General features: G+C 69.2%; 22 protein-coding genes. 10 read left to right on the forward strand and 12 right to left on the reverse strand.

The genetic code is table 11. The annotated features are described in order from the left end of the window. The first annotated feature begins 3 nt into the window (after positions 1-3). Together DEH84_RS04105 and DEH84_RS04110 are read left to right on the forward strand one after the other, a co-directional pair. The gene (locus DEH84_RS04105; protein WP_159098851.1) at positions 4-408 is read left to right on the forward strand and encodes a hypothetical protein; all 405 of its coding nucleotides are present in this window, start codon (positions 4-6) and stop codon (positions 406-408) included. A 169-nt stretch (positions 409-577) separates the two neighbouring features. Further along, positions 578-2473 (forward strand): AAA family ATPase, encoded by a 1896-nt coding sequence (locus tag DEH84_RS04110; RefSeq protein ID WP_159098852.1) that lies wholly within the window; start codon positions 578-580, stop codon positions 2471-2473. Here DEH84_RS04110 and DEH84_RS04115 read toward each other — a convergent pair. Continuing rightward, on the reverse strand, positions 2370-2954 hold the full coding sequence (locus tag DEH84_RS04115; RefSeq protein ID WP_109035015.1) for a winged helix-turn-helix transcriptional regulator: 585 nt from the start codon (positions 2952-2954) through the stop codon (positions 2370-2372). The genes DEH84_RS04110 and DEH84_RS04115 overlap by 104 nt on opposite strands. 78 nt (positions 2955-3032) lie before the next feature. On the opposite strand from DEH84_RS04115, the gene DEH84_RS04120 reads away from it, so the two are divergent. The 3 genes from DEH84_RS04120 (at position 3033) to DEH84_RS04130 (ending at position 5781) form a co-directional block, all read left to right on the forward strand. Beyond that, entirely contained in the window at positions 3033-3809 is a 777-nt protein-coding gene (locus tag DEH84_RS04120) for an alpha/beta fold hydrolase (RefSeq protein WP_109035017.1), read from the forward strand. A gap of 122 nt (positions 3810-3931) precedes the next feature. Then, positions 3932-4765, forward strand: coding sequence for an NADPH-dependent oxidoreductase (locus DEH84_RS04125; protein WP_109035019.1), 834 nt, complete (start codon positions 3932-3934; stop codon positions 4763-4765). A gap of 5 nt (positions 4766-4770) precedes the next feature. After that, positions 4771-5781 (forward strand): NAD(P)/FAD-dependent oxidoreductase, encoded by a 1011-nt coding sequence (locus tag DEH84_RS04130; RefSeq protein WP_342755628.1) that lies wholly within the window; start codon positions 4771-4773, stop codon positions 5779-5781. Between the two features lie 105 nt (positions 5782-5886). On the opposite strand, the gene DEH84_RS04135 is transcribed toward DEH84_RS04130, so the two are convergent. From DEH84_RS04135 to ylqF, 3 genes are read right to left on the reverse strand one after another with little or no spacing between them, the layout of a single operon-like run. After that, positions 5887-7326 (reverse strand): NYN domain-containing protein, encoded by a 1440-nt coding sequence (locus tag DEH84_RS04135; protein ID WP_109035023.1) that lies wholly within the window; start codon positions 7324-7326, stop codon positions 5887-5889. A gap of 45 nt (positions 7327-7371) precedes the next feature. After that, positions 7372-9360, reverse strand: coding sequence for a UvrD-helicase domain-containing protein (locus DEH84_RS04140; protein ID WP_109035025.1), 1989 nt, complete (start codon positions 9358-9360; stop codon positions 7372-7374). 16 nt (positions 9361-9376) lie between these two features. Then, on the reverse strand, positions 9377-10330 hold the full coding sequence (gene ylqF, locus DEH84_RS04145) for a ribosome biogenesis GTPase YlqF (RefSeq protein ID WP_109035027.1): 954 nt from the start codon (positions 10328-10330) through the stop codon (positions 9377-9379). A gap of 144 nt (positions 10331-10474) precedes the next feature. Here ylqF and DEH84_RS04150 point away from each other — a divergent pair, with 144 nt between their 5' ends. Beyond that, positions 10475-10978 (forward strand): DUF1993 domain-containing protein, encoded by a 504-nt coding sequence (locus DEH84_RS04150; protein WP_109035029.1) that lies wholly within the window; start codon positions 10475-10477, stop codon positions 10976-10978. 3 nt (positions 10979-10981) lie between these two features. Here DEH84_RS04150 and DEH84_RS04155 read toward each other — a convergent pair whose 3' ends face one another. Beyond that, positions 10982-11950, reverse strand: a complete 969-nt coding sequence (locus DEH84_RS04155; protein WP_109035031.1) for a tRNA dihydrouridine synthase — start codon at positions 11948-11950, stop codon at positions 10982-10984. 132 nt (positions 11951-12082) lie between these two features. On the opposite strand from DEH84_RS04155, the gene DEH84_RS04160 reads away from it, so the two are divergent. Both DEH84_RS04160 and DEH84_RS04165 read left to right on the forward strand, forming a co-directional pair. Continuing rightward, the gene (locus DEH84_RS04160) at positions 12083-12967 is read left to right on the forward strand and encodes an HDOD domain-containing protein (RefSeq protein WP_109035033.1); all 885 of its coding nucleotides are present in this window, start codon (positions 12083-12085) and stop codon (positions 12965-12967) included. Positions 12968-13036: 69 nt separating this feature from the next. Continuing rightward, positions 13037-13984, forward strand: a complete 948-nt coding sequence (locus DEH84_RS04165) for a DUF808 domain-containing protein (protein ID WP_109035035.1) — start codon at positions 13037-13039, stop codon at positions 13982-13984. 4 nt (positions 13985-13988) lie between these two features. Here the strand turns inward: DEH84_RS04165 and DEH84_RS04170 are convergent, their stop codons facing one another. The 6 genes from DEH84_RS04170 to minC form a co-directional block, all read right to left on the reverse strand. Beyond that, positions 13989-15872: an ATP-binding protein gene (locus tag DEH84_RS04170; RefSeq protein WP_109035037.1), complete on the reverse strand. Its 1884-nt coding sequence runs from the start codon at positions 15870-15872 to the stop codon at positions 13989-13991. A gap of 71 nt (positions 15873-15943) precedes the next feature. Continuing rightward, on the reverse strand, positions 15944-16726 hold the full coding sequence (locus DEH84_RS04175; RefSeq protein WP_109035039.1) for an N-acyl amino acid synthase FeeM domain-containing protein: 783 nt from the start codon (positions 16724-16726) through the stop codon (positions 15944-15946). A 223-nt stretch (positions 16727-16949) separates the two neighbouring features. Then, on the reverse strand, positions 16950-17717 hold the full coding sequence (locus tag DEH84_RS04180; RefSeq protein ID WP_109035040.1) for a ParA family protein: 768 nt from the start codon (positions 17715-17717) through the stop codon (positions 16950-16952). Between the two features lie 71 nt (positions 17718-17788). After that, the gene (minE, locus tag DEH84_RS04185; protein ID WP_109035042.1) at positions 17789-18049 is read right to left on the reverse strand and encodes a cell division topological specificity factor MinE; all 261 of its coding nucleotides are present in this window, start codon (positions 18047-18049) and stop codon (positions 17789-17791) included. Positions 18050-18052: 3 nt separating this feature from the next. After that, positions 18053-18868 (reverse strand): septum site-determining protein MinD, encoded by an 816-nt coding sequence (gene minD / locus DEH84_RS04190; protein WP_109035044.1) that lies wholly within the window; start codon positions 18866-18868, stop codon positions 18053-18055. A gap of 33 nt (positions 18869-18901) precedes the next feature. Then, the gene (gene minC / locus DEH84_RS04195) at positions 18902-19657 is read right to left on the reverse strand and encodes a septum site-determining protein MinC (RefSeq protein WP_109035046.1); all 756 of its coding nucleotides are present in this window, start codon (positions 19655-19657) and stop codon (positions 18902-18904) included. A gap of 118 nt (positions 19658-19775) precedes the next feature. On the opposite strand from minC, the gene DEH84_RS04200 reads away from it, so the two are divergent. Next, on the forward strand, positions 19776-21047 hold the full coding sequence (locus DEH84_RS04200; RefSeq protein ID WP_109035048.1) for an MgtC/SapB family protein: 1272 nt from the start codon (positions 19776-19778) through the stop codon (positions 21045-21047). Between the two features lie 39 nt (positions 21048-21086). Here DEH84_RS04200 and DEH84_RS04205 read toward each other — a convergent pair whose 3' ends face one another. Continuing rightward, positions 21087-23612, reverse strand: coding sequence for a YgiQ family radical SAM protein (locus DEH84_RS04205; RefSeq protein ID WP_425429004.1), 2526 nt, complete (start codon positions 23610-23612; stop codon positions 21087-21089). 337 nt (positions 23613-23949) lie between these two features. Here DEH84_RS04205 and DEH84_RS04210 point away from each other — a divergent pair, with 337 nt between their 5' ends. Further along, entirely contained in the window at positions 23950-24957 is a 1008-nt protein-coding gene (locus DEH84_RS04210) for a Tim44 domain-containing protein (protein ID WP_109035052.1), read from the forward strand. Positions 24958-25046: the final 89 nt, after the last annotated feature.

Consider the following 25046-nt stretch of genomic DNA (forward strand, 5'->3'; position numbering starts at 1 on the left):
GCGATGGCGATGCCCTGGCTGACCCTGCTGAAGGCCGTGCCCTGGACCGAGGTGATGGCCCGTGCGCCGGACATCGCCGATGGGGCCAAGCGCTTGTGGCAACGGGCGGCCGGCAGCAAAGGGGGCGCCGCCGGCGCCGAGGCGGCATCACCCCCGGCCGAACCCGTGCCGCCCACCGCAGACGAAGCCACGCGCCTGCGTTCGGAGCTGGATCAACTGCGCCGCCAGACCGGGGAGCTGCAGGCCGAGATGCGCGCCTCCAGCGAACTCATCCAGGCGCTGGCCGACCAGCAGGCCCGGCTCATCGCGCAGGTGGAATCGCACCGTGCGCATGTGGGGCGGCTTACGTGGGCCGTGGCGGCTCTGGCCGTGCTCGCTGCCGTCGGTTGGGCCCGCCTCCTGGCCTGAGCCCATCTCTCCTTTGACGCGCTGTGCAACGCGTCACGCGCGGGGCAAGCGGCGTGCCTGGGCGGCCTACCCCAGCTTCTGAAGAGGCGCCGGACCGACGCGTTCATTGGCCCGCCGGGGCGGTGGCATCTGCGGTTTCATCAAGGACTTTTCCTGGTGGTGCCCGACGATGACGCCCTTTGCTTCCTGGCCGCGCTGGCTGCAGACCCTCACCCTGGCCCTGGTCCTGGCCTTCACCTACCTGGCCCTGCTGCTCGGGCAGGGGTGGGGCGCGCCGGACGTCGCGGCCGCCCGTTCACCGCTGGCTGCGCGCTTTGAATCGGGTCCCGAAGCCTGGTTGAAACGGCCCCTGGAGCTGTCGGTGTTCGAGGCCGATCTGGCCGCTCGCCGCGTGCGCGAAGTGGGTGTGGACGGCACCCGGGTGCTCGTGACCCGTGCCGATGGCGACCGCTACAGCACCACGCTGCTGACGGCGCCCGGCGAAGGCGGCGCGGCTGCGCGTCTGGGCGCCCTGAGCCGCGAACAGGGCTTTGCGTTGACGGCCATCACGGTCGACGGCCGCGGCGCGGTGTCGCGCTGGGGCAGCCGCGCGGGTGTGGCGCTGGAGCGTCTGTTGTTGCTCGCGCTGGTGGTGGGCGGCGCGGCGCTGGTGCTGCACCGCGTGCGCACGGGCGCGGCCTCATCCGGGCGCGCCGGCCTGGCGACCCGGCCCGACACCACGTTCGACGACGTCGTGGGCGCTTCGGAGGCCAAGGCTGCCCTGCAGCAGGTGGCGACGTTTCTGCGCTCGCCCGATCGCTACCGTGCGCTGGGCGCGCGTGCGCCGCGTGGGGTGTTGCTGGAAGGCCCGCCGGGCACCGGCAAGACCCTGCTGGCGCGCGCGCTGGCGGGTGAGTGCGGCGCGAGCTTCATCGCCGTCGACGGGTCCTACTTCTCCAGCATGTTCTACGGAGCCGGCATCGCCAAGGTGCGCGAGCTGTTCGCCACCGCGCGCCGCCATGCCCCCTGCATCGTCTTCATCGACGAGTTCGATGGCATCGGTCGGCGCACCAGCGGCGCCAGCCCCACGCACGGCGGCAGCTCGGAAGAGAACCGCATCATCAACAAGCTGCTGGTCGAGCTCGACGGCTTCGACGCGATGGATCACGTCGTGGTGATCGGCGCGACCAACCATGTCGAGCACATCGACGACGCGCTCAAGCGCCCGGGTCGCTTCGACCTGGTCGCCCGCGTGACGTTGCCCACGCTGCCCGACCGGCAGGCGCTGCTGCGCCGCTGCACGGGTCGCATCCTGGCCGCGCCCGATCTCGATCTGGACGTGCTGGCGCGGGCGACGGCCGGGCTGTCTCACGCCGACATCGAAGGCATCGTCAACCGGGCCACCGTGACGGCCGCCGAACGCGAGGCCCCGGCCGTGACGCAGGAACATTTGCTGCGTGCGCTGGAGCGCCACCAGCTGGGTGGTGAGGTGTCGGGCATGAAGGCCCTGATGACGCCGGCCGACCGCCATCGCATCGCGGTGCACGAAGCCGGCCATGCGCTGGTGGCCCACGCGCTGCAGGCGGGCATCGTCGAGCGCGTGACCATCGAGCCCCGTGGCCAGGCGCTGGGCGTGACCTTCATGACGCGCGGGCACGAACTGCCGCTCTATGGCGAGCGCGAACTGAAGGCCCGCCTGGGGATGATGCTGGCCGGGCGCGAGGCCGAGCTGCTGGCCTTCGGTCACACCACCACGGGCGCCGCCGATGACCTCAAGCGCGCGTCGTCGCTGGCGATCCAGATGGTCGGGCAGATGGGCTTCAGTCAGGCCTTCGGGCTGCTGAGCGTGGACGGTGTGCCTTCCGGGCTGATGGGCCCGCACCTGCAGGAACGGTTGCTGGCCGAGGCCCGCACGGTGCTGGACGAGGCGCAGGCCGCCTGCCGTGCGGTGCTGACGGGGCGCCGCGCCACGCTGGATGCGCTCACGGATGCCTTGTTGGCTTGCGAGACGGTGTCCGGTGAGCCGCTGCAGACCCTGCTGGACTTGCAGGCGGTGGCCGACCCTGTGCCGCTTCCTGCGCCCTGAGGTCGGCCAGGCGGGCGAGGTCGCTGTCGGTGGCGCCGGGGCCGGCGACCACCGCCACATCGCGCGGGCGCAGTGGCCGGTCTGTCTTGGCAGAGCGCGCCGCCATGGGCGCAATCGGCACACCGGTGTCACGCTCCACCAGCTGGATCGGCGGGCCGTCGGGGGCAGCGGCGTGGCGGTCGCCCCACTGGGCCAGCGCCACGATCACGGGGTGCAGATCGCGCCCTTTGTCGGTCAGCCGGTAGGCCAGGGCCTTGCCGCTCTGGCTGGTGGCCGCCACCTGCAGCACGCCGCCCTCGACGAGCCGGTTCAGCCGCTGGCTCAGCACGTTCGGCGCAATGCCGAGGCGCGATTCGAATTCACCGAAACGCTGACAACCGAGGAAGGCCTCGCGCACGATCAGCAGCGTCCACCACTCCCCGATCAGGTCCAGGGCGCGGGCAATCGAGCAACGCTCGTCGGCAAAGGAGGTGCGACGCATCGATGCAGTTTACTTGCTTCATGCAAGTCCGGGTGATACGCTCAATCTACTTTCTTCAAGCAAGTAGATGAGGTTTCGATGTCCGAGGTCGCGCTGTTCATCCATTCCACTGCCACCGGGCCCTTCATGTGGCGTCCATATCTGGACACGGCGCCCGAGGGCGTGACGCGGCTGACGCCGGCCAACCGTGGTTATGCGCCCGATGACCTCCTGCCACGTGGCAGTCGGTTCTCGGTGCACGATGACGTGGCCCATCTCAAGGCCCATGTGCCTGAAGGCACGACCGGCGTGCACCTGGTGGCCCATTCCTATGGCGGGTTCGCCGCGCTGACGCTGGCCCGACAGGCCGGCCTGCCGGTGCGCTCGCTGTGGGTGTACGAGCCGGTGCTGTTCGGCGCGCTGCGTGCCGAAGCCGATCGCTTGCCTCCCGACACGCTGGCCGATGTGGAGGCCCTTTACGGCGCCGAGCACAGCATGCTGGACGAGACCCGGGGCGGCGAGGAGGCCTGGGTGGAGCGCTTCATCGACTACTGGAATCAGCCCGGCGTGTGGCAGGCCATGCCCGAGAAGGTCAAGGCCATGACCCGTGCCGTGAGCTGGAAGATGTTCCGCGAGGTCTGCAGCGTCTCGCAGGAGCCACTGCCGTTCGAGCAGTACGCGCTCGACATCCCCCTGACCCTGGTGCGCGGCGCCACCACGCGGCCGCCCACGCGCGACATGATCCAGCGCCTGGCCGAAGTGAATCCCCATGCCGAGGTGGAGACGCTGGACGGCCTGGGCCACATGGGGCTGATGTCGTCGCCCGAGCCCGTGGCCGCATCCCTGCGGCGCCATTGGGCCCGCGTGCGGGCCTGAGCGACCCTGAACAAACCCGGTTCAGGCGGCTGCCCTTTGCGCCGGGGCGCGGTGACAGACATGGTTTGCGGTTACCGTGGCGGGTTGTGGCGTGAACCACGCTGCCAGACCGAAGACGACCGATGAACCTCGCAACCCTGCTTCAGGCCCGCTATGACAGGCAGGCCCCTGACTCCGCCGTCGACCCGGCCCGCTGGACGGGCGTGATCGACCAGATGCTCGCGCACCGCAGCGTGCGCCGCCACAAGCCGGATCCCGTCACCGACGCGCAGCTGTCAGCCCTGGTGGCCGCGGCCCAGTCTGCCGCCACCTCGTCCAACCTGCAGGTGTGGAGCGTGGTGGCCGTGCGCGATGCGGACACCAAGGCCCGGCTGGCCGAGTGCGCGGGGGGGCAGGGCCATGTGGCCGCGGCACCCGTGGTGCTGATGTGGCTGGTGGACCTGGCGCGGCTGGAAGCGGTGGCTCAGAGCCTGAGCCTGCCGCACGCGGCGCTCGACTCGCTGGAGATGTTCCTGGTGGGCGCGATCGATGCGGCCCTGGCCGCGCAGAACGCCATGCTAGCTGCGGAATCGATGGGCCTGGCCGGCTGCTACATCGGCGGCATGCGCAACCAGCCCGAGCAGGTGGCCGAGCTGCTCGGGCTGCCGCCCAAGGTGTTCGCGCTGTTCGGCATGACGCTGGGCGTGGAGGAGCCCGAGCCCGCGCCCGCGGCCATCAAGCCACGCCTGCCGCAGTCGGTGGTGCTGCACAGTGAGCGGTATCGTCCGGTGGCCGAACAGATGGACGGCGTGGGCGCCTACAACGAGGCCATGGCCGCGTTTTACGCCAGCCAGGGTATGAATGTGCGCGGCACCTGGGCCGTGCATTCCTCGCGCCGCGTGGCCGATGACGCCGCGCTGACCGGTCGTGACCGGTTGAGCGAGGCCTTGCGGGGCATGGGTTTTCCGCTGAAGTGATGTCCATGAATGCCATCGAGACTCAAGCCCGCCGCGTGGCCGTGGTGGGGGCCGGCCTTTCCGGTCTGGCCTGTGCGGAAGCGGTTCAGGCCAGTGGTGCCGCCGTCGTCGTGTTCGACAAGAGCCGGGGGCCCTCGGGCCGCATGAGCACGCGCCGGGGCGACACCTGGCAGTGTGACCATGGTGCGCAGTACTTCACCGCGCGCGATCCTGCCTTCCGCGCCGAGGTGAACCGCTGGGTTGAGGCCGGCGTGGCCGCGCTGTGGCAGCCCAGGTTGTCGGTGTTCGGCGCCCGCCCCGCTGCCGAAGCGGGCGAGCCGACCGAGCGTTTTGTCGGCACACCGCGCATGACGTCGCCTGCCGGATTCATCGCGCAGGGCCTGGATGTGCAGCTGCAGACGACCGTGACGGCACTGGTGCGCCAGCCCGCAGGCTGGCAGCTGCTGACGGCCGAGCACGGCATGCTGGACACGGTGTTCGATGCCGTGCTGCTGGCCGTGCCGTCACCCCAGGCCGTGCCGCTCCTGCAGGGGCCGGCGCCCGACTTGGCCGCCCTGGCCGCAGGCGCCCGCATGCGCGGCAGCTGGGCGCTGATGCTGCGCTACGACGCCCCGCTGAGCTTGCCGTTCGATGCGGCCTTCGTCAACGAAGGGCCGTTGCGCTGGGTGGCGCGCGACAGCAGCAAGCCGGGCCGGCCTGCCGGGCCGGGCGAGACCTGGCTGCTGCACGCCGAAGCCGAGTGGAGCGAGGCCCACATCGAGGCCACGCCCGAGCAGGCTGCCGAGGCCATGCTGACGGCGTTCGAGGCCCTCGGTGCACCGCGGCCGGCCACCTGGGCGGCGCACCGCTGGCGCTATGCCGACACCGCCCCGCCGCTGGGCGAGGAGGCTGTCTGGCAGCCCGCGCTCGGTCTGGGCGTGTGCGGCGACTGGCTGGGCTCTGGCAAGGTGGAAGGCGCCTGGCGCAGTGGCCGGGCGCTGGCGGCCCTGGTCAGCGGCGCGGTCCGTCCAGACTGAGACTGGCCACGATCCCGGCCAGCCGCGCCGACTGCTCGCGCAGCGATTCGGCGGCGGCCGAACCCTCTTCCACCAGTGTCGGCCAGCCGCTCCATCGACGGCAGGTCAGCTGGCGTCGTCTGGTGCGCCGCCTGGCGAGGTCTTCCTCGCCGCCTGCTTGCGTGCGGCCGGCCGACGCGCGCGCTTGGCGGCCGGTGGGGGGGCGGCGGCCTCCGGTTGGGCCGGGGCGACATCGGGCGTCGGCGTCGATTCGGCGGCGCTCGGCGCGGCGGGCTTGGCCTTGCGGGATGCGCTTTCGCTGCGGGGCTTGGTGCTGCGGCTCTTGCGGGCAGCCGGTGCGGGGGCTGCCTCGCTGGCGGCCGGCTCGGGCTGCACGACCGGGGCAGCGGGGGGCATGACGATGGGGGCGTCGGTCATCTCCGGACGCTCGGCCACAGGGGCATCGGCGCGGGCCTCGCGCGGGGCCCGCTGGCGGTCGTCACGTTCGGCACGGCCGCCATTGCGGTTGCCACGGCCTCGGCCACCCCGGCTGCGACGGCGTTCCTCGTTGCGCGATTCGCCGGCACCGTTCTGTTCGGCGTCGCCCTCCGGCACGGCCGGCGCCGCCGAGGCGCCTTCGTGTGCGGGCTCCAGGTCGCCGCGGTCTTCATCGGCCGCGAAGCTGCGCTCGGCCTGCGAAGCCGCGATGGTGTCGCCCTGCGGCGCCCGCATCTCGCTGGCCAGGCTGCCATTGCCGGCACTGCGGAACACATAAGCGCTCGACTTCTCGTCGCGCCCGAACTCCAGCAGCCCGCGCGACTTCGCTTCTTCCAGCAGGTTGCCGAAGGTGCGGAAGCCATAGTAGTTCTCGTTGAAGCCGGGGTTGCGGCGCTTGATGGCCTCTTTCAGCACCGACGCCCAGATCTTGCCGCCCTCGTCGCGGTCGGTCACCAGCGCGTCGAAGGTCTCGACGGCCATCTCGACCGCCTTGGTGCGGCGCGCGTCCAGCTCGGCCTTGCGGCGGGCTTCCTCTTCCGGCGAGCGGCGGGGCTGCGGCTGGTCGCGGTTGTCCTTGCGCTGGCGCTGTGCGTCGCGCACCAGGTCGTCGTAGAAGATGAATTCGTCGCAGTTCGCGATCAGCAGGTCCGAGGTCGACTGCTTCACCCCCACGCCGATCACGTACTTGGCGTTCTCGCGCAGCTTGGAGACCAGCGGCGAGAAGTCCGAATCGCCCGAGATGATGACGAAGGTGTTGACGTGGCTCTTGGTGTAGCAGAGGTCGAGCGCATCCACCACCAGGCGGATGTCGGCCGAGTTCTTGCCGGACTGGCGCACGTGCGGGATCTCGATCAGCTCGAAGTTGGCTTCGTGCATGGCGGCCTTGAAGCCCTTGTAGCGTTCCCAGTCGCAATAGGCCTTCTTGACGACGATGCTGCCCTTGAGCAGCAGGCGCTCGAGCACCTTCTTGATGTCGAACTTCTCGTAATTGGCGTCGCGCACGCCGAGGGCAACGTTCTCGAAGTCGCAGAACAACGCCATGCTGATGTGGTCGGGGGAGGAAGCCATGTGGTCGCTTCTTTCTCTTTGATGTGGTGTGGCGCGTGGCCCGCTTCAGAGCAGGCCCGCGTCCTGGAGGTAGGCGCTCGGTCGTGTGCGGTCGCACAGGATGGTCAGGCGCCGTCGGGCGCGCGTCATCGCGACGTAGAGCAGGTTGCGGTTGTCGGTGGTGTCGCCGCCGAGGGCGAACTCTCCCTTGTTGAGGCCGGGCAGGATGACGTGTTCGAACTCCAGACCTTTGGCGGCCTCGATGCTCGACAGCAGGATGCAGTGCTGTGGCTTCATGGCCTGCTGGCGGCGTTCGCGCTCGATCATCGCGCGGAAGAAGGCGGTGAGGTGGTCGAAGGTGGCAACCGACTGGATCAGGCCTTCGATGTTGGCCGCCACCTGGGCAATGTCCTGACGGCGCACCATCACGCGCGCGGCCAGGGCCGCGGGTTGCAGCACCCGCACGAAGCGGCGCAGCAGCACCTCGGTGTCCTCATTGTGCAGCACGTCGAGCGCATCTTCCAGTCGCTGTCGCACGGCGGGTGCGGCGTTGCGCAACACCTGGTTCTCGAGGAAGGCGCCGGCCAGCGTCGGTTGCTGGCACACCTGCTTGAGTGCCTGGGCCGTCAGGCGCGCCCGCTCGGCCTCTTCGGGCGGCTCGCCGGCCTGCGCCTCGCCGGTGTCGACGTGCGAGCCGGCGAAGCGCAGCAGCGCCTGCAGCACGGCCAGTCGGGTCTCGGTGCGTTCGATGTCGCCGAAGTGCCCGCGCGAGCACGCGAACAGACCGCGCACGAAGAGCACTTCGGGCCGCATCAGGTAGGTGTCGAACCCCGTGGTGCGGTAGTCGATGCCGCGGTCGAGCAGGTGGTTCTCCAGCTCGACGGACTGATGTGGCTGGCGCAGCAGGATGGCGATGGCCGATGCAGGGGTACCCGGATCGAGGCCCACGCGCTCGTTGACGAGGCGGGTGAGGTGCCAGTTGCGGTCGGCCGGACCCACGGTGGCAATCACCTCCACCTCGGTGTCGCGCACGGTCTGCGCGGCATAGGGCTTGTGGCGTGCCAACCCGCTCACGGCCTGAGCCAGTGTCGACCCGAAGCGCCAGGTGGTGCTGAGCGGATAGCGTGTGGCCTCTGCCACCTCGCGGTCGAACAGGTCGCCCATGAAGCGGGCATCGGCCCCGGCCACGGCGTGGATCACCTGATCGCGGTCGCCCACCCCCACGAAGGCCGCCCGGTTGCGCGCCATCAGTTTGCGCAACACGGTGAACATGGCGCGGTTGGTGTCGTGCATCTCGTCGACCAGCACGAGGTGCAGGCCGAGGTCGAGCGGGTGCGGGTCGCCCAGCCAGGCGTCTTCGTCGAGCAGCAGACGCGCCAGGTCGTAGGTGGCGTCGTGCTCACTGCGGAAGGCGTGGTGATCGGGGTGGCCGCCGCGGCGGATGTGCTCGTAGGCCTGGAAGATCTTGAGCGTGGCGTAGTCGTGCCCGATCTCGGCGGCCAGCGTGGGCGTGAGCGAGCGGTCGGCGGCCTCGACCATCAGCTGCATCGTGCCCTTCAGGTGCAGGAAGGCGGCCAGCAGGCCTTCCACGCTGGCAGCGCCATCGCCCTGGATGGCGAACTCGTCGGGGTAACGCTCGTCGACGTTGCGCAGCACGCGGTCGATGGCACGCAGCACGGGCGCGCGCAGCGCCTCCGGCTCGGCGTGAAAAGGCACCGTGCAGCCCTCGATCGCCTGCATGCGCTCGGTGCAGAAGGCATCGAAGGTCATCACGCGCAGGCGGCGGCGTGTGTCGGCGGGCAGGCCGATGCGGGCCAGCGCGTCGCGCAGGGCCTGTACCGCGGTGTCGGTGTAGGTGAGGGCGAGCACGCGGTCCGGATCCGCCCCGCGCAGCAGGGCCTGGGCCAGGCGCAGGGCCAGCGTCGTGGTCTTGGCCGCGCCGGCGTTGGCTTCGATGATCAGGTGTCGTTTGCGCGCCAGCTGGATGGCGTGCTGCTCGTCCGTGGGCACCAGGCCCCGCGGCGCAAAGATCGGCTCGTTCGGTGTCTCGCTCATGGCGTGCGCGTGGGCCTCAGACGCCGCGCGGGTCCTGGCGCGGGGTGTGGCGGCCGGCCTTCTTCATCGCCTGCTTCTGACGCAGGCGCTCGGCCTCGGCCGCCTTCGCATCGGCCAGCCACTGCGTGAAGGCCTCCGGGGTTTCCAGTGTGATGCGGCCGATGGCGCCACTGCGGAAGTCGTTCAGCACGATTTCCGCCGCCTTCTGCAGGTTGACCTTGCCGCCCGACATCACCGCACCCCGCTTGCGCGCCACCTCGGTCAGCAGCACGTCATCATGCTGCGTGGGGATGGCGGCCACGTCGTCGAGCTTGTAGCGTTCGGCCAGCAGCGCGGCATAGGGCGCTTTCAGGCTGCTGATCAGCTCGAGTGCGGTCTCCACCTCGTCGTAGGCGTTGCGGCCCACGGCACCGCTGGCGGCCAGGTGATAGCCGCTCTTTTCGACCAGGATCTTGGGCCACAGCATGCCGGGCGTGTCGAACAGGTAGAAGTCGCTGGCGAGGTTAATGCGTTGCTCCATGCGCGTCACGCCGGCTTCGTCACCCGTCTTGGCGGCCTTGCGTCCCACCAGGGTGTTCATCAGCGTCGACTTCCCCACGTTGGGCACGCCGCAGATCAGCACGCGCACGGGCTTGGCCATGCCGCCGCGCTGGGGCACGAGTTCGCGGCAGGCCTTGATCAGGCGCTGTGCGGGCGCGGTGTCCGAGGCATCGAGGCCGATGGCGCCGGTGTCCGTCTGGGCGCGGTACCACGCCAGCCAGGCTTCGGTGCGCGCCGCATCGGCCAGGTCCTGCTTGTTGAGGACCTTGAGCTTGGGGCGCTGTCCGGTGAGGGCTTCCAGCATCGGGTTGGCGCTGGAGCCCGGCAGGCGGGCGTCCAGCAGCTCGATGACGACATCGATGTCCTTGATGCGTTCGGCGATGGCTTTCTTGGTCACGTTCATGTGACCGGGGAACCATTGGATGGCCATCTTGTCTGGTCTTTCCGGTCGGTCGGCGCCGACCCTGTCTGCGTGGGATCAAAGACCCGCATTGTCCGATGCGCGGCGCCCTGCACGATCGGGCCGGGTGCGATTTAATGCAGTCCTCTACCTGAACGGACCCTCGACCCCATCATGAGCCTGAGCATGTACACCGCCCTCGTCCCGCCGGTCACCCGCACCCTGGAGGCGCTGTCCGCCATTCTGGGCAAGGCCGCCCAGCACTGTGAAGACCGCGGCATCGACCCGCAGGCCTTTCTGCAGTCGCGCCTCTTCCCGGACATGTTCCCGCTGACCAAGCAGGTGCAGATCGCCACCGACATGGTCAAGGGCGCCGCAGCCCGCCTGTCGGGTCAGCACATCCCCGTCTACCCCGATGCCGAGACGACCTTTGCCGAGCTGCAGGACCGCGTGCGCCGCACCATCGACTACCTCAACACCTTCGAGCCGGAACAGATCGACGGCACCGAAGAGCGCGAAATCGTGATCCCCTTGCGCGACCGCGAGGTGCGCTTCGACGGTCAGACCTACCTGACCAGCTGGGTGCTGCCCAACTTCCACTTCCACGTGGTGACCACCTACAACCTGCTGCGCCACGGTGGCGTGGCGCTGGGCAAGCGCGATTTCCTGGGCGGTTGAGCTTCAGGCCGCGCGCCGCAGGGGCGGGCCGTCGGGCGCCACCGGCAGGCCCAGCAGCCGCGCCACCTCGCGTGAATCTGCGATGGCCCGCACGCGCTGGTAGGCCTCTTCGGCTTCCGGGTGCGTGCGGCGCAGGTAGTTGAGCCATTGCTTGAGCCGCCCGGCCCGGGCGCGGGGCTCGATGTGGGCCACGATCAGACCCCAGAACACCGTGAGCAGATCGTGCAGCGTGGCCCAGGGCAGTTGCCCCTCCTCGTCACCCAGGATGGCGAGCGCCAGACCGGGGTTGGCCACGATGCCACGGCCCAGCATGAGCGCATGGCCGCCCGACTCCGCGCGGCAGCGTCGGGCGTCGGCCACGCGCCAGATCTCACCGTTGGCCACCACGGGGATGGACACGGCGGCCCGCACATCGGCCACGCGGTGCCAGTAGGCCGGCGGGCGGTAGCCGTCGGCGCGCGTGCGGGCGTGGACCACCAGCTCGCTGGCACCGGCCGCGGCCAGCGCGCGCGCGCAGTCTTCCGCCTGCGCGTCGTCGTCAAAACCCAGGCGCATCTTGGCCGACACGGGCACCTCGGCCGGCACCGCCCGGCGCACGGCCGCCACGATCGCGTGCAGCAACTCGGGTTCCTTCAGCAGGGCCGCCCCTCCGCCATGGCGGTTCACCACCCGCGCCGGGCAGCCGAAGTTCAGGTCGATGCCTTCGGCGCCCATGGCAGCCAGCCGCGCCGCGTTCTCGGCCAGGCAGGCCGCGTCCGAGCCCATCAGCTGCGGGCGCACCGGCACGCCCGACGGCGTGCGACAGCCGTGATCCAGTTCGGGCACCACGCGCCGGAAGGCCCGCTCGGGCAGCAGCGTGCCCGTCACGCGGATGAACTCCGACACGCAGCGGTCGATGCCGCCCGCGCGGGTCAGCACATCTCGCAAGGCGAAATCCAGCAGGCCTTCCATCGGGGCAAGCAGGAGAGTCATGGTGCGCTATCTCGGTCAGGGCGGCATGTCAACGGTCGCGTAGTGTACGCACCCGACATCGGCCATCCGGCCGCCTCAAGTCTCAGGTCGGCGGGCCGATAAACCGTCATCCGCCTAAACCTTGACCGCCCCATGCGTGCTGCCGTCCTGCCTGACACCGCCGACCCCGTTCTTGCCGAGATTGACGCAGCCCGACGCAGTGGTCCCCTGCAGCAGATCGTCATTCCGCCGTGCCCGGAGTTGCTGACGCGCCTGCAGCAGGCCATGCTGCAGGCCGAGCCCGATCTCAATGAAGTGGCCCGCATTGCAGCCAGCGATGTCGCGATGTCGGCCACGCTGATCCGCAGCGCCAACAGCCCGCTGTATGCCGCCGGCCAGCCCGCGCAGACCATCGGGCAGGCGATGAACCGTCTGGGCCTCGAGCACACGGCCCGCGTGATGACGGGCTTTCTGATGCAGGGCGCCATCAAGGTGCCCAACAGCCCGCATCTGCAGCGCTTCTGGGAACGTGCCACCAAGCGGGCCACGGCCATGTCCTTCATGGCGGGCCATCTGCCCGGCATGTCGGCCGACGTGGCCTACACCTACGGCCTGTTCTGCCACGTGGGCATGGTGGTGATGGCGCAGAGCGTGCGCGGCTACCTGAGCACCATGGTGGAGGCGCGCGCGCGCATCGACCGCTCCTATGTGGCCACCGAGAACGCAAACCATCGCACCGACCATGCTGTCGTGGGCGCCTTGACGGCGCGCGTGTGGCGCCTGTCGCCCGCGGTGGTGGCCGCCATCCGCCTGCACCATGACCTCGACACGCTGGCCGAGCGCTCGGCCCAGTCCGAAGTCAGCACGCTGATCGCACTGGGCCTGGTGGCGGAGTACCTGATGCGCCGTCACGAAGGGCTGGATCCGGATGTCGACTGGCACCAGCACGGCGCCACCGCCCTGGCCTGGCTGCAGCTGGGGGCGGACGACGTCCTGGCCTGGGAAGAAGACCTGCGCGTGCAACTCGACGGGCTCTGACGCCCCGCAGCGCCCGCTAAGATCCTCCGATCTGGCGTCACCCGACGCCGCACAAGGGAGGAACACACCATGGCGGGATCCAGCCTGCTGCTTCTGATCGACGACATCGCCGCGCTGCTGGACGATGTCGCCCTCATGACGAAGGTCGCCACCAAGAAGACAGCCGGCGTGCTGGGCGATGACCTGGCCCTCAATGCCCAGCAGGTGGCCGGCATCCGGGCAGAACGCGAACTGCCGGTGGTCTGGGCGGTGGCCGTCGGATCCGCCCGCAACAAGGTCATCCTGGTGCCGGCCGCGCTGGCCATCAGCGCGTTCGCGCCGCAGGCCATTGCGCCCTTGCTCATGGTGGGCGGGGCGTTCCTGTGCTTCGAAGGCTTCGAGAAGATCGCCCATGCGTGGCTGCACGACAAGGACGATCTGGCCTCCGAACACGAGGCTCGCGTGCGGGCCGTGGGCGACGAGCACGTCGACCTGGTGGCCTTCGAGCGCGACAAGATCAAGGGGGCGGTCCGCACCGACTTCATCCTGTCGGCCGAGATCGTGGCCATTGCGCTGGGCACCGTGGCTGCGGCCCCCTTCAGCCAGCAGGTCGCCGTGCTGGTGGGCGTGTCCGTCGTGGTGACCGTCGGCGTCTACGGGCTGGTGGCGGCCATCGTGAAGATGGACGACGTGGGGCAGTGGCTGGCTGCCGCAACCCCCTCCGGTGCGGTGCGTTCGCCGTGGCGCCGTGCACTGGGCGGCACGCTGCTGGCCGCCGCGCCCAAGCTCATGCGGCTGCTGTCGGTGGCCGGCACGGCCGCCATGTTCACGGTGGGGGGCGGCATCCTGCTGCACGGCCTGCCGGGTGGGCACGATGTGCTGCACGCGGTGGCGCACGCCGCCGCCGGCCTGCCCGGTGCGCTGGCGGCCGTCGCCGGTGCGGTCGGCCCGCTGCTGACCGAGGCGCTGGCCGGGGTGGTGGCGGGCGCGCTGACCGTGGCCGGCTACACGCTGGTGCGCCGCCTGCTGGGCCGCTGAGGCGTCAGGCCTGCGCCATCGAGCCGGCTGACAGCCAGCGCGAGAGCGCCAGGGCCAGCGTGTGCCGATCGAAGGGCTTGGTGAGGTAGTCGTCCATCCCGCGGGACAGGCACACCTCGCGGTCACCGCTGAGCGCGTGCGCCGTCAGGGCCACGATGGGCGTGCGGGGGCGGGCGGTGTCGTCGGCCTCCAGGGCCCGCATCTGGCGGGCGGCCTCGTAGCCGTCCATCACCGGCATCTCGCAGTCCATCAGCACCACGTCGAAGGCCTCCTCACGGAACAGTGCCACGGCCACTTCGCCGTTGCGGGCCTGGCGGCAGGTCACACCCAGGCTCTCGAGCGTCATGCTGGCGATGAAGGCGTTCACCTCGTTGTCCTCGACCAGCAGCACATGCCCCTGAAGGCGCAGGTCTTCCGGGGCCGGCATGGCCTCGGCTGGCTGCGGGCCGGGTGAGCGGGCGGGGCTCGCCGTGGGCAGGGGCTCGCTGCTGTAGGGCAGGTCGATGCGGATCTCGAAGGTGGTGCCCACGCCCTGTACGCTGCGCACCGAGATCGAGCCGCCCATCTCCTCGACGATCTGCTTGCAGATGGCCAGGCCCAGCCCCGTGCCGCCATGGCTGCGGTTGCTGCCCGACTCCACCTGGAAGAAGGGCTGGCACAGCTGGTCGATGGCGTTTTCCGGGATGCCCACGCCGGTGTCCGACACGTCGATGACCAGCGTCGCCGTGTGGGCGTCTTCCGGCTTCACGGCCAGGCTCACCACCACTTCGCCATGCTGCGTGAACTTCACGGCATTGCTCACCAGATTGAGCAGCACCTGGCGGAGCTTGCCTTCGTCGGCCGTCAGTTGACAGACCTCGGCTGGCACGCCGCTGGCGTCGCCGCGCAGCGCAATGCCCTTCTGCTCGGCGGTGGCCCGGAAGGCTTCGCAGGCCGCCACGACGGTATCCCGCGGGTCGAAGGGCAACGGCGACAGCCTGACCTTCTGCGCGTTGAGCTTGGCGAAGTCGAGGATCTCATCGAGCAGGTGCAGCAGGTGGCGCGCCGAGTCGCGGGCGGACTTGACGAACAGCCGGTCGCGCTCGGGCAGGTTCTGCTCGTTGAGCATGCTGAGCGCGCCGATCACCCCGTTCATGGGCGTGCGGATCTCGTGGCTCATGTTGGCCAGAAAGGCGGTCTTGGCGCGACTGGCCGCCTCGGCCTGCTCCTTCATGCGCCGCAACTCGGCCATGTGGTTCTTGCGCCGCGACTGCAGGAACAGCTTGCGCTCGCGGCCCAGCGAGAAGCGGTACAGGCACAAGCCCAGCGCATTGGCCGCCAGAATGTGCGTGCACATGCGGTGCAGCGCCCGCAGGTCATCCGGGCCATGCACCGCCGCCGAGTACAGCGAGGTCCAGCCCATGAACAGGCCCAGCGCCAGGGTGTTCAAGAGACCCAGGCGCGCGAACCCGTACAGCATCAGCGTGCCCAGCACCGCCGTGGTGGTGAGCGCCCAGTACAGCGTGATCGGCTCGGCGCTCGTGTGCCCCTGGAGGTTCACCTGCGCGCCCATCAGCGTGCCCGCCACGATCAGCGCGGAACAGGCCGGGGCGTAATGGCGACGCAAGGCCTCCTTGAAGCGCAGCGTGGCCAGTGCGACGAGTGTCATCAGCGTGATCTGGGTCACGCGGGCGAGCTGCACCGGGCTGGTCCAGCTGCGCTGTGCGACCACCGCGTCGAAAACCAGAAACCCCACGTAGCAGAGCGCGGTCAGCGAGGTCGACAGAAAGAGAAAGCGGACCCCGTACGAGCGGTAAGTGGCCTGGAACTCGTTTTCCAGACTTCGACTGGCAAAGCCGCGGTTGCCCAACAACCGCGTCAGCCTGTTCACGACTGCAACAACACCCATGGGACGCTTACCCGCCAAGCGAAGAATGATTCACGAAAACACCAGGTCGTCATTCTGCCAAGCGCAGTGTGTCACGCCGCGTTAAATTGCGGTGCACGCGCCGCTTCCGCCACAACGCCGGGTGCCGGCCGGTATGCGCGGCGCCCGGGATGCTGAAAGCGCTGGTCCACCAGGTGATAGTCGATCTCGATATCCGGGTGCAAGGTCAGCGCCATGAAGGAATACATCGGGCACTGGCTTTCCCGCCACCGGGCGTCTGCCTCCTGAATCGGCATGAGATACACCCCATGCGGAAGATGACCGACAGGCGGAAAGGGTTTCTTATTCCCGTGAAGCAGGTCGTCGAAACGCATCGCGAGGTAAACCCGGTCCATCGGGGTGCGTGCCGTGATCACGGCATCGTCGACATGGCTGTGGGCGCATATCTCATACATCGCCTTGACCAGGGCCAGCGCGGCCATTCTCGATTCAGGACGACCCACCACGGTGAGCCGCCCGGCTTCCGCCACAAATCGGCGCTGAAACCGGGTGCCGAGGTCGAAATCCTGTTCGATTTTCAGCGGCTGGAACCCGTTGTGGATCATGCGGGCGGCACCGAGCAATTCGCCGCTGGCCCGGGATTCCGCCATCAGCAGCAGCGTGTCCGGGCGGCGATCCTCGGGCTCAGGGGCCGAGATGGCCGGCACCATGCTCGGCACGTGCTTGCCATAGGTGGCCGCCCGCAGCGCCGCAATGCGGGCCAGGTCGCCCTCTTCGCGCGCCAGTCGCACCCGGAACGGCAGGCGCTCGGTGCATTGCGGCGGCACGCTGTACGGGCGGTCGTGCGGGGGTGCAAGGGGCGAAGATGCTGCCATGGTGAAGCCTTGAACTGCAGACTCGAGCCGTCACGAAGGGACGGGCCAGGATCAGCGCGTTCACCGGGGCACGACCGTGGCCCCTGCGAGACGCTGTTTTCGCATTGTGCAATCTCGGTACCTCACAAAGCATGATGGAAATCACGCTTTGGCGCTACCCCCCGGATGTGAATTTGCGAAACTCGTTGGTCACATACCAACAAAGGGGTGGTGCACCCCTTGTTTATGCGGACAGGCTGTCGTGCAAGGCCTGCAATTCCTGGGTCAATTTGTGCCGCGCGTCCAGGTGGATCATGGGTCGGGCCTGCTGGTGGGATTCCTTGACCTTCACCGAGGCGCTCAGGTAGGGCCGCAACACCGGCAGGCCCTCGTCAATCAGTTCCTGCACCAGTTTCTGCGGCAGGGTGGCCCGGGGTTGAAACTGATTGACCACGATGCCGCTGACTTTCAGGTCGGCGTTGTGGTCGGCCTGGATTTCCTGCACGTTGTCCAGCAGGTTGTAGAGCGCGCGCCGTGAGAAATCGTCGCAGTCGAAGGGAATCAGGCAGCCTTGGGCCGCAATCAGGGCCGAGCGCGTGTAGAAATTGAGCGCAGGCGGGGTGTCGATGTAGATGCGATCGTAGGTGTCGGCCAGGTCGGCCAGGGCCTCGCGCAATTTGTAGATCTTGTAGCGCGATTCGAGCTTGGTGTGCAACTCGTCCAGTTGAGGATGCGAGGGCATCAGGCGCAGCCCGTCCCAGGGTGTGTCGACCGCGAATTCATCGGCGGTTTTCGGGCGGGTGGTGAACCGCAGCGTCTGGTCGAAAAAACCCGCAGCGCTGCGCTCGGCGTCATCATGGACGTCGCCCAGCAGGTAATGGGTCGAATTGCCCTGAGGGTCGAGGTCGACCACCAGGGTCCGCAGACCCTGGGCGGCGCTGATGGCCGCCAGGTTGCAGGTGATCGTCGACTTGCCGACGCCACCTTTCTGGTTGAAGACAACGAAGCGCATGATCGGGGCACCCTTGCTGTGTGATGCACTATTGTGCACTGCACAAGCGCCCCGACCGGCGCGATTCCGTGTCAGCTGCGGGCTTCGGGCAGCTCGATCTTGACCTCGAGCACTTCCAGGTCGCCCTGGCGCTCCATGGCCACCTTGATGTCGTCCGGGTTGATGGCCACGTACTTCGAGATCACGGCCACCAGTTCCTTCTGCAGATCAGGCAGGTAGCTCGGGCTGTGGCTGCGGCCGTTGCGCTCGTGCGCCAGGATCAGTTGCAGGCGCTCCTTGGCAACGGTGGCCGTCTGCTTCTTTTCCCCGAGGAAGAAGGAGAGGAATCCCATGGCTTACTTTCCTCCGAAAAGGCGTTTGAAGAAGCCCGGCTTCTCGGCCTCGATGAAGCGCATCGGCTTGTCTTCGCCCAGGAAGCGGGCGATCACGTCCTTGTAAGCCTCGGACACATCGGTGCCCTGCAGGTGGATGGCCGGGATGCCCTGGTTCGAGGCGTTCAGCACGGCGTCCGACTCCGGGATCACGCCGATCAGCTTGACGCGCAGGATCTCGTGCACGTCGTCGAGCGACAGCATCTGGCCGCCTTCGACGCGGTTGGGGTTGTAGCGGGTGATCAGCAGGTGTTCCTTGATGGGCTCGCCGCCCTCGATCGCACGCTTGGTCTTGCTGTTGAGCATGCCCAGGATGCGGTCCGAGTCACGCACCGACGACACCTCGGGGTTGGTCACCACCAGCGCCTCGTCGGCAAAGTGCATGGCAAGCAGCGCGCCCGTCTCGATGCCGGCGGGCGAATCGCACACGACGTACTCGAAGCCCATTTCGCCGAGTTCCTTGAGCACGCGCTCGACGCCGTCCTGCGTGAGGGCGTCCTTGTCGCGTGTCTGCGAGGCGGCCAGCACGTAGAGGTTCTCGCACTGCTTGTCCTTGATCAGCGCCTGCGTGAGGTTGGCCTCGCCGTGGATCACGTTGATCAGGTCATACACCACGCGGCGTTCGCAGCCCATGATGAGGTCGAGGTTGCGCAGGCCGACGTCGAAGTCGATGACGGCGGTCTTGTGGCCGCGCAGGGCCAGCCCGGAAGCAAAGCTGGCGCTGGTCGTCGTCTTGCCCACGCCCCCTTTGCCGGAGGTCACCACGATGATCTTGGCCATGGAAGGCGGTCCTTTCGAGAATGTCGAGTCTGTTCAGATGGAAATCGGTTCGAACACCAGCCGCTCGCCGTCCAGGCGCACCTGGGCAGGCTTGCCCCGCACGTTGTCGGGCAGCGGGTTTTCGGTGGTGCGGTAGGTGCCGGCGATCGAGATCAGTTCCGGCTCCAGGCTGGTGCAGAAGATGCGCGCCTGGGTGTTGCCCTTGGCGCCGGCAATGGCCTTGCCGCGCAGGGGGGCGTAGATGTGGATGGAGCCGTCGGCAATGACCTCGGCACCGTTGTTGACGGCCGCCATGACCACCAGATCGCCGCCCTTGGCGTAGACCTGCTGGCCGGAGCGCAGCGGCTTGTCGATGATGAGGGTGTTGCCGGCCACGGGCACCTCGACGGGCACCTGCACCTCACGGATCACTTCCTTGACCACTTCCTTGACGATGGTCTCGGCGCGGGTCGGGTGCGGGCTGTCAGGGGCTTCGGCCAGGCCGGCTTCGCGGGCGGAGGCGGTCTGGGCCACGGTGCCGCCACGCACCGCCACGGGCTTGAGTCTGAAGCGCTGCAGCAGCGCGATCAGCGCCGGGAAGTCGATGGCGACATCCAGGCTGGCCAGGTGGGTCAGGTCGATGACGACCGGCTCACCGTTGAACAGATCCGGCGTCGGGCCGAAACGCGCGTCGAGGGCCTGCTCGAGGGCCTGCAGATTGCCTGTGCGGAGCAGGAAGGCCTCCAGCGACAGGGCGGCGCTCTTGAAATCGAACAGGACGGGGGCGGTTCCGGGAGGGGCGGCGGACATGGAAGGCGGTCGCTCTGAAAGCAAGGAGTTTAAGGCAGCGCAGCCCAAGCGCCGGGCACGCGCGATGCTGTGCGGCGATACTGGATCTTTTCTGATCTGAACGGGATTCGGGAGGGCCATGGACAGCCGGGCTTGGTTGACGGACAGCGAGACGGGATTGCTGGTGGCGCTCGGCGTCGGGCTGCTGGTGGGCGTGGAGCGCGAGCGGCGCAAGGGCGATGGCCCGGGACGCAGCGCGGCCGGGTTGCGCACGTTCACGGTGGTGGCGCTGGTGGGGGCCGTGGCGCAGATGGTGTCGCCCTTGCTGGCCGCGGTGGCGCTGGCGGGCGTGGTGGGGCTGGCGGGGCTGTCCTATGCGCGTGGGCCAGTCGAAGACCCGGGGCTCACGACCGAGCTGGCGCTGGTCGCCACGGCGCTGATCGGCATGCTGGCCCTGACGCATCCGGCGTTGGCGGCGGCGTGCGGCGTCATCCTGGCGGGGCTGCTGGCAGCGCGTCAGTGGCTGCACCGGTTCGCCACGCAGTGGCTCAGCGAGTCGGAGCTGCACGATGGGCTGCTGCTGTCAGGGCTGGCGCTCGTGCTGGTGCCGCTGCTGCCCACCGAGCCGCTGCCGTGGCTGGGCCAGATGTCGCCGCAGCGCGTGCTGCTGCTGGTCGTGGTCATTCTCTTGATGCAGGCGGGCGGACACCTGGCGCAGCGGTTGCTGGGCGCGCGGGCGGGGCTGCCCTTGTCCGGCCTGCTGGGCGGCTTTGTGTCGAGCACCGCGACGGTGTCGGCCATGGGGGCGCTGGCGCGCAGCGACCGGGCGCCCCTGCGGCTGGCCTGGAGCGCGGCGATTCTGTCGACGGCGGCCACCTGGCTGCAGTTGCTGGTGCTGGCCTCGGTCGTGTCGCCGCAGCTGGTGTCGACGGTGGGGGCGCTGGTGGCCGTGGGCGCCGCCAGCCCGCTCGTGTTTGGCGCGGTGGCCTGGCAGCGAGACCGGGCGGGTTCGGGGGCCACGGCGCGGGCCGAGCAGGTGGCGGCCCGCGACGTGCTGCGCCTGCGTGAAGCCCTGATCGTGGCGGCCTTGCTCGTGGGCGCGGCCGTGCTGGTGACGCTGGCGAGAGACCACGGCGCCACCGGGCTGATGCTGGTGACGGCGATCGCCGCCATGGCGGATGCGCATGCGCCCATTGCCAGTCTGATGGCCGTGGCGGGCTCGGGAGGATTGCCCGACAGCCTGCTGCTGATGGGCGTGCTCGTGGCGATCAGCGTGAACTCGGTGACGCGCACCATCGTGGCCGTGGTGTCCGGTGGCATGCGCTTCGGCGTGGGCGTGGGGGCCGCGCTGGCCCTGAACCTGGTCATCGCCTGGGGCTGGTGGTGGCTCACCGCGCGCGGAGGCGGCTGACGCCACCGGCCCGAGGTTGCGCCGGTGCCGCTGCCCCGGTCAGCGTCCCGGTTTGCCGCCGCGGCCCGGCTTGCTGAACGGCTTGCCAGCGCCGCCGGTGCGGGCGCCGCTGCGCGTCGGCGTGATGCCCCGCGGATCGCGTTCCGTCTGCTGGGGGGCGCTGCGCGGGCCCGTGCCCGCCCGCGGCGGCAGCCCGGTGTGCTGTGTCAGCACCTGGCCCTTGCGCGGCCTGCCGGGCTGGCCCTCGCTGCCATCGCGCGCCACGCGGCCCACGGTCACCACCGAGGTCTTGGTGCCGGCCTTGGTCGAGTTCTTGCGGCGCGCGCTTTCGTAGCCGCCGTCGGTGCTGGGCTGGTAGGTCGGGATCAGGTGGTGCTGCCCGTTGCCGATCAGGTCGGCGCGGCCCATGGCCTTGAGCGCCTCGCGCAGCAGCGGCCAGTTGTTCGGGTCGTGGTAGCGCAGGAAGGCCTTGTGCAGGCGGCGGCGCTTCTCGCCCTTGACGATGTCGACGCGCTCGCCCTTGCGCGGGTCGCGGCTGATGCCCTTGAGCGTGTTCAGGCCCGAGTGGTACATGGCCGTGGCCGTCGCCATGGGGCTGGGGTAGAAGGTCTGTACCTGGTCGGCCTTGAAGCCGTTGCGCTTGAGCCAGATCGCCAGGTTCATCATGTCTTCATCGGTGGTGCCCGGGTGGGCGGCGATGAAGTAGGGGATGAGGAACTGCTTCTTCCCCGCCTCGGCGCTGTACTGCTCGAACAGCTGCTTGAAGCGGTCGTAGGCGCCCATGCCGGGCTTCATCATCTTGCTGAGCGGGCCCTGCTCGGTGTGCTCCGGCGCGATCTTCAGGTAGCCGCCCACGTGGTGGGTCACCAGCTCCTTGATGTACTCGGGCGAGCGCACGGCCAGGTCGTAGCGCAGCCCCGAGCCGATCAGGATCTTCTTGATGCCGGGCAGCGCGCGGGCGCGCCGGTACATCCGGATCAGCAGGCTGTGGTCGGTGTTGAGGTTGGGGCAGATGTCCGGGTAGACGCACGAGGGCTTGCGGCAGGCCGCCTCGATCACCCTGGACTTGCAGCCGATGCGGTACATGTTGGCCGTGGGGCCGCCCAGGTCGCTGATGACGCCGGTGAAGCCCTTGACCTTGTCGCGGATGAGCTCGATCTCGCGGATAACCGAGTCTTCCGAGCGGCTCTGGATGATGCGGCCTTCGTGCTCGGTGATGGAGCAGAAGGTGCAGCCGCCAAAGCACCCGCGCATGATGTTCACGCTGAAGCGGATCATGTCCCACGCGGGGATGACGGCGTCGCCGTACTTCGGGTGCGGCGCGCGGGCGTAGGGCAGGTCGAAGACCAGGTCCATTTCGGGCGTGGTCAGCGGGATCGGGGGCGGGGTGATCCACACGTCCTGCGCGCCCGGGCCTTCGCCGTGGCGCTGCACCAGCGCACGGGCGTTGCCGGGGTTGGTCTCGAGGTGCAGCACGCGGTTGGCGTGGGCGTACAGCACCGGGTCGTCCTTGAGCTGCTCGTACGACGGCAGGCGGATCACGGTGCGGTCGCGCGGCGGCATCACGATCTTGCCGGAGCGTGCGGGTGCGGGTGCCGTGTCGGCGTCGCGGCGGGCCAGCGCCGGGTTGGGCACGAGCTTGATCGGCTTGGCGCCGCCCGCCAGGTCGGCCTGCGCAGGCGAGGCCGAGCCCTTGACCGGGTCGAAGGCGCCGGCGTCTTCCAGCGCGCAGGTCTGGCCCTGTTCGGCCGCCTGCTGGGCCATGCCCATGTAGGGGTTGATGTGCTGGTCGATGCGGCCGGGGCGATCGACCTCGGTGCTGTCGAGCTCGAACCAGCCCTCGATGGTCGGGTCGTTGCGGCGGCGCAGGAAGGCGGTGCCGCGCACGTCGGTGATCTGCTCGATGGGCTCGCGCGCGGCCAGGCGGTGCGCGATCTCGACGATGGCGCGCTCGGCGTTGCCGTACAGCAGCAGGTCGGCCTTGGCGTCCATCAGGATGGAGCGGCGTACCTTGTCCTGCCAGTAGTCGTAGTGCGCGATGCGGCGCAGCGAGGCCTCGATGCCGCCCATGATGATGGGCACGTCCTTGAAGGCTTCGCGGCAGCGCTGGGCGTACACGGCCGAGCAGCGGTCGGGCCGCGCGCCACCCACGCCGCCGGGGGTGTAGGCGTCGTCGCTGCGGATCTTCCGGTCGGCGGTGTACCGGTTGATCATGGAATCCATGTTGCCCGCCGTCACGCCCCAGAACAGGTTGGGCTTGCCGAGCGCCTTGAACGGGTCTGCACTGTGCCAGTCGGGCTGGGCGATGATGCCCACGCGGAAGCCCTGGTTCTCGAGCATGCGGCCGATCACGGCCATGCCGAAGCTCGGGTGGTCCACATAGGCGTCGCCGGTGACAATGATGATGTCGCAGCTGTCCCAGCCGAGCGCGTCCATCTCGGCGCGGCTCATCGGCAGGAAAGGCGCCGTGCCGAAGCGCTTCGCCCAGAAGGGCTTGTAGCTCGACAGTGGCTTGGCAACGGGCAGCGCCGGCGGCACGAAGTCCTTCGTGGCGGGCGCGACCAGTTCGTCGCTGTCGTGGTCGGTGTGGGCGGCAGGGGGCAGGGCAGACATGGGCGGACGCCGGGGGCGGGCATCGAAGGCAACCCGGGATTGTCGCCGGTCCGGGGGTTTCGTGCCAGCGGAGAGGACGGCATCCCCTCCTGAAGCGAGGGCCGGCAGGGTGTCATCGGGCGGCGGATCGACCCTCGCCCTGCCCGAAAATGCAAAGCCGTGTAAAGCCCTGTGTCGGCAGCCTCACACGGGCTGGCCCTGCCGTCATCATGGCGGCCGATCTGGAGACAATCACGAGGTCGGCCTGCCCCTGCGCGGCCGGGACGTTGTAACGAATGAGGAGCACAACATGAGCTGGACGAAAACCTTGCGCCAGGGCCTGACCGCCGCCCTGGTCGCCGTGGCCGGCATCGGCATGGTGGGCATGCCGATGGACGCCGATGCCAAACGCCTGGGCGGCGGGCGCCCCGCGGGCATGCAGCGCCAGATGCCGGCCAAGCAGCCGACGGCCACGCCCGATCAGGCCGGCAAGCCCGCGCAGCAGCAGAACGCCGTGGCACCCCAGCCGGGTGCGGCCCAGCAGGCAGCCGGTCAGGCTGGACGCCGCTCGTGGATGGGCCCGATCGCCGGTCTGGCCGCGGGTCTGGGCCTGGCTGCGCTCGCCAGCCATCTCGGCTTCGGTGAAGAGCTGGCCAACTTCATGATGATGGCGCTGCTGGCTGTCGTGGCCATGGTGGTCATTGGCTGGCTGATGCGCCGTTTCAGCGCCAACAAGGCGGGTGCGGCCCGCGGTGCACAGCTGGCAGGTGCCGGCGCGCCGTACCGTGACGCCCCGGGCAGTGCCCGCGCTGCCGAGACCGGTGCCACCACGCAGCCGCTGTTCCGTCAGGCCGAGGCACCGCTGCCGGGCAGCTTTGGTGCAACGGGTGGTGCGGCGGCGGCACCGGCCGCTTCCGCCGCTTCGCTGTCGGCCCTGCCGGCCGGCTTCGACGTCGACGGGTTCGAGCGTGTCGCCAAGATGATCTTCATCCGCATGCAGGCCGCCAACGATGCCGGCAATGTCGAAGACCTGCGCAAGTTCACGACGCCCGAGCTGTTTGCCTCCCTGCGTCTGGATCTGCAGGAACGCGGCCAGACCCCGCAGCAGACCGACGTCATGCAGCTGAACGCCGAGGTGGTGGACACCGCCCGCGACGACGGGCAGCTGGTGGTCAGCGTCCGCTTCCACGGCCTGGTTCGTGAGGAGGTGCAGTCGGGTGCCGAGCCGTTCGACGAGCTGTGGCACCTCGTCCGTCCGCTGGACGAGAGCCGCGACTGGGCGATTGCGGGCATCACGCCGCTGACCGCCGCTGCCTGAGCGCATCCGCTGATGTGAGCCGGCTTTGAGAACCGGCAACGAATGCGCACATTCCCCCAACCGGGGAACTGTCGCTTCAGTTACAGTCA

Origin of the sequence: Aquabacterium olei (assembly GCF_003100395.1) — a bacterium.
Lineage (GTDB): Bacteria > Pseudomonadota > Gammaproteobacteria > Burkholderiales > Burkholderiaceae_C > Aquabacterium > Aquabacterium olei.

Coding starts and splice junctions, on each gene's coding strand:
- DEH84_RS04155 (WP_109035031.1), bottom strand. CDS start 11,950: ATGACTCTCCTGCTTGCCCCGATGGAAGGCCTGCTGGATTTCGCCTTG.
- DEH84_RS04210 (WP_109035052.1), top strand. CDS start 23,950: ATGAGCTGGACGAAAACCTTGCGCCAGGGCCTGACCGCCGCCCTGGTC.
- ylqF (WP_109035027.1), bottom strand. CDS start 10,330: ATGGCCATCCAATGGTTCCCCGGTCACATGAACGTGACCAAGAAAGCC.
- DEH84_RS04105 (WP_159098851.1), top strand. CDS start 4: ATGGCGATGCCCTGGCTGACCCTGCTGAAGGCCGTGCCCTGGACCGAG.
- minC (WP_109035046.1), bottom strand. CDS start 19,657: ATGTCCGCCGCCCCTCCCGGAACCGCCCCCGTCCTGTTCGATTTCAAG.
- DEH84_RS04175 (WP_109035039.1), bottom strand. CDS start 16,726: ATGGCAGCATCTTCGCCCCTTGCACCCCCGCACGACCGCCCGTACAGC.
- DEH84_RS04130 (WP_342755628.1), top strand. CDS start 4,771: ATGAATGCCATCGAGACTCAAGCCCGCCGCGTGGCCGTGGTGGGGGCC.
- DEH84_RS04180 (WP_109035040.1), bottom strand. CDS start 17,717: ATGCGCTTCGTTGTCTTCAACCAGAAAGGTGGCGTCGGCAAGTCGACG.
- DEH84_RS04140 (WP_109035025.1), bottom strand. CDS start 9,360: ATGAGCGAGACACCGAACGAGCCGATCTTTGCGCCGCGGGGCCTGGTG.
- minE (WP_109035042.1), bottom strand. CDS start 18,049: ATGGGATTCCTCTCCTTCTTCCTCGGGGAAAAGAAGCAGACGGCCACC.
- DEH84_RS04170 (WP_109035037.1), bottom strand. CDS start 15,872: ATGGGTGTTGTTGCAGTCGTGAACAGGCTGACGCGGTTGTTGGGCAAC.
- DEH84_RS04110 (WP_159098852.1), top strand. CDS start 578: ATGACGCCCTTTGCTTCCTGGCCGCGCTGGCTGCAGACCCTCACCCTG.
- DEH84_RS04200 (WP_109035048.1), top strand. CDS start 19,776: ATGGACAGCCGGGCTTGGTTGACGGACAGCGAGACGGGATTGCTGGTG.
- DEH84_RS04165 (WP_109035035.1), top strand. CDS start 13,037: ATGGCGGGATCCAGCCTGCTGCTTCTGATCGACGACATCGCCGCGCTG.
- DEH84_RS04120 (WP_109035017.1), top strand. CDS start 3,033: ATGTCCGAGGTCGCGCTGTTCATCCATTCCACTGCCACCGGGCCCTTC.
- DEH84_RS04160 (WP_109035033.1), top strand. CDS start 12,083: ATGCGTGCTGCCGTCCTGCCTGACACCGCCGACCCCGTTCTTGCCGAG.
- DEH84_RS04135 (WP_109035023.1), bottom strand. CDS start 7,326: ATGGCTTCCTCCCCCGACCACATCAGCATGGCGTTGTTCTGCGACTTC.
- DEH84_RS04150 (WP_109035029.1), top strand. CDS start 10,475: ATGAGCCTGAGCATGTACACCGCCCTCGTCCCGCCGGTCACCCGCACC.
- minD (WP_109035044.1), bottom strand. CDS start 18,868: ATGGCCAAGATCATCGTGGTGACCTCCGGCAAAGGGGGCGTGGGCAAG.
- DEH84_RS04115 (WP_109035015.1), bottom strand. CDS start 2,954: ATGCGTCGCACCTCCTTTGCCGACGAGCGTTGCTCGATTGCCCGCGCC.
- DEH84_RS04125 (WP_109035019.1), top strand. CDS start 3,932: ATGAACCTCGCAACCCTGCTTCAGGCCCGCTATGACAGGCAGGCCCCT.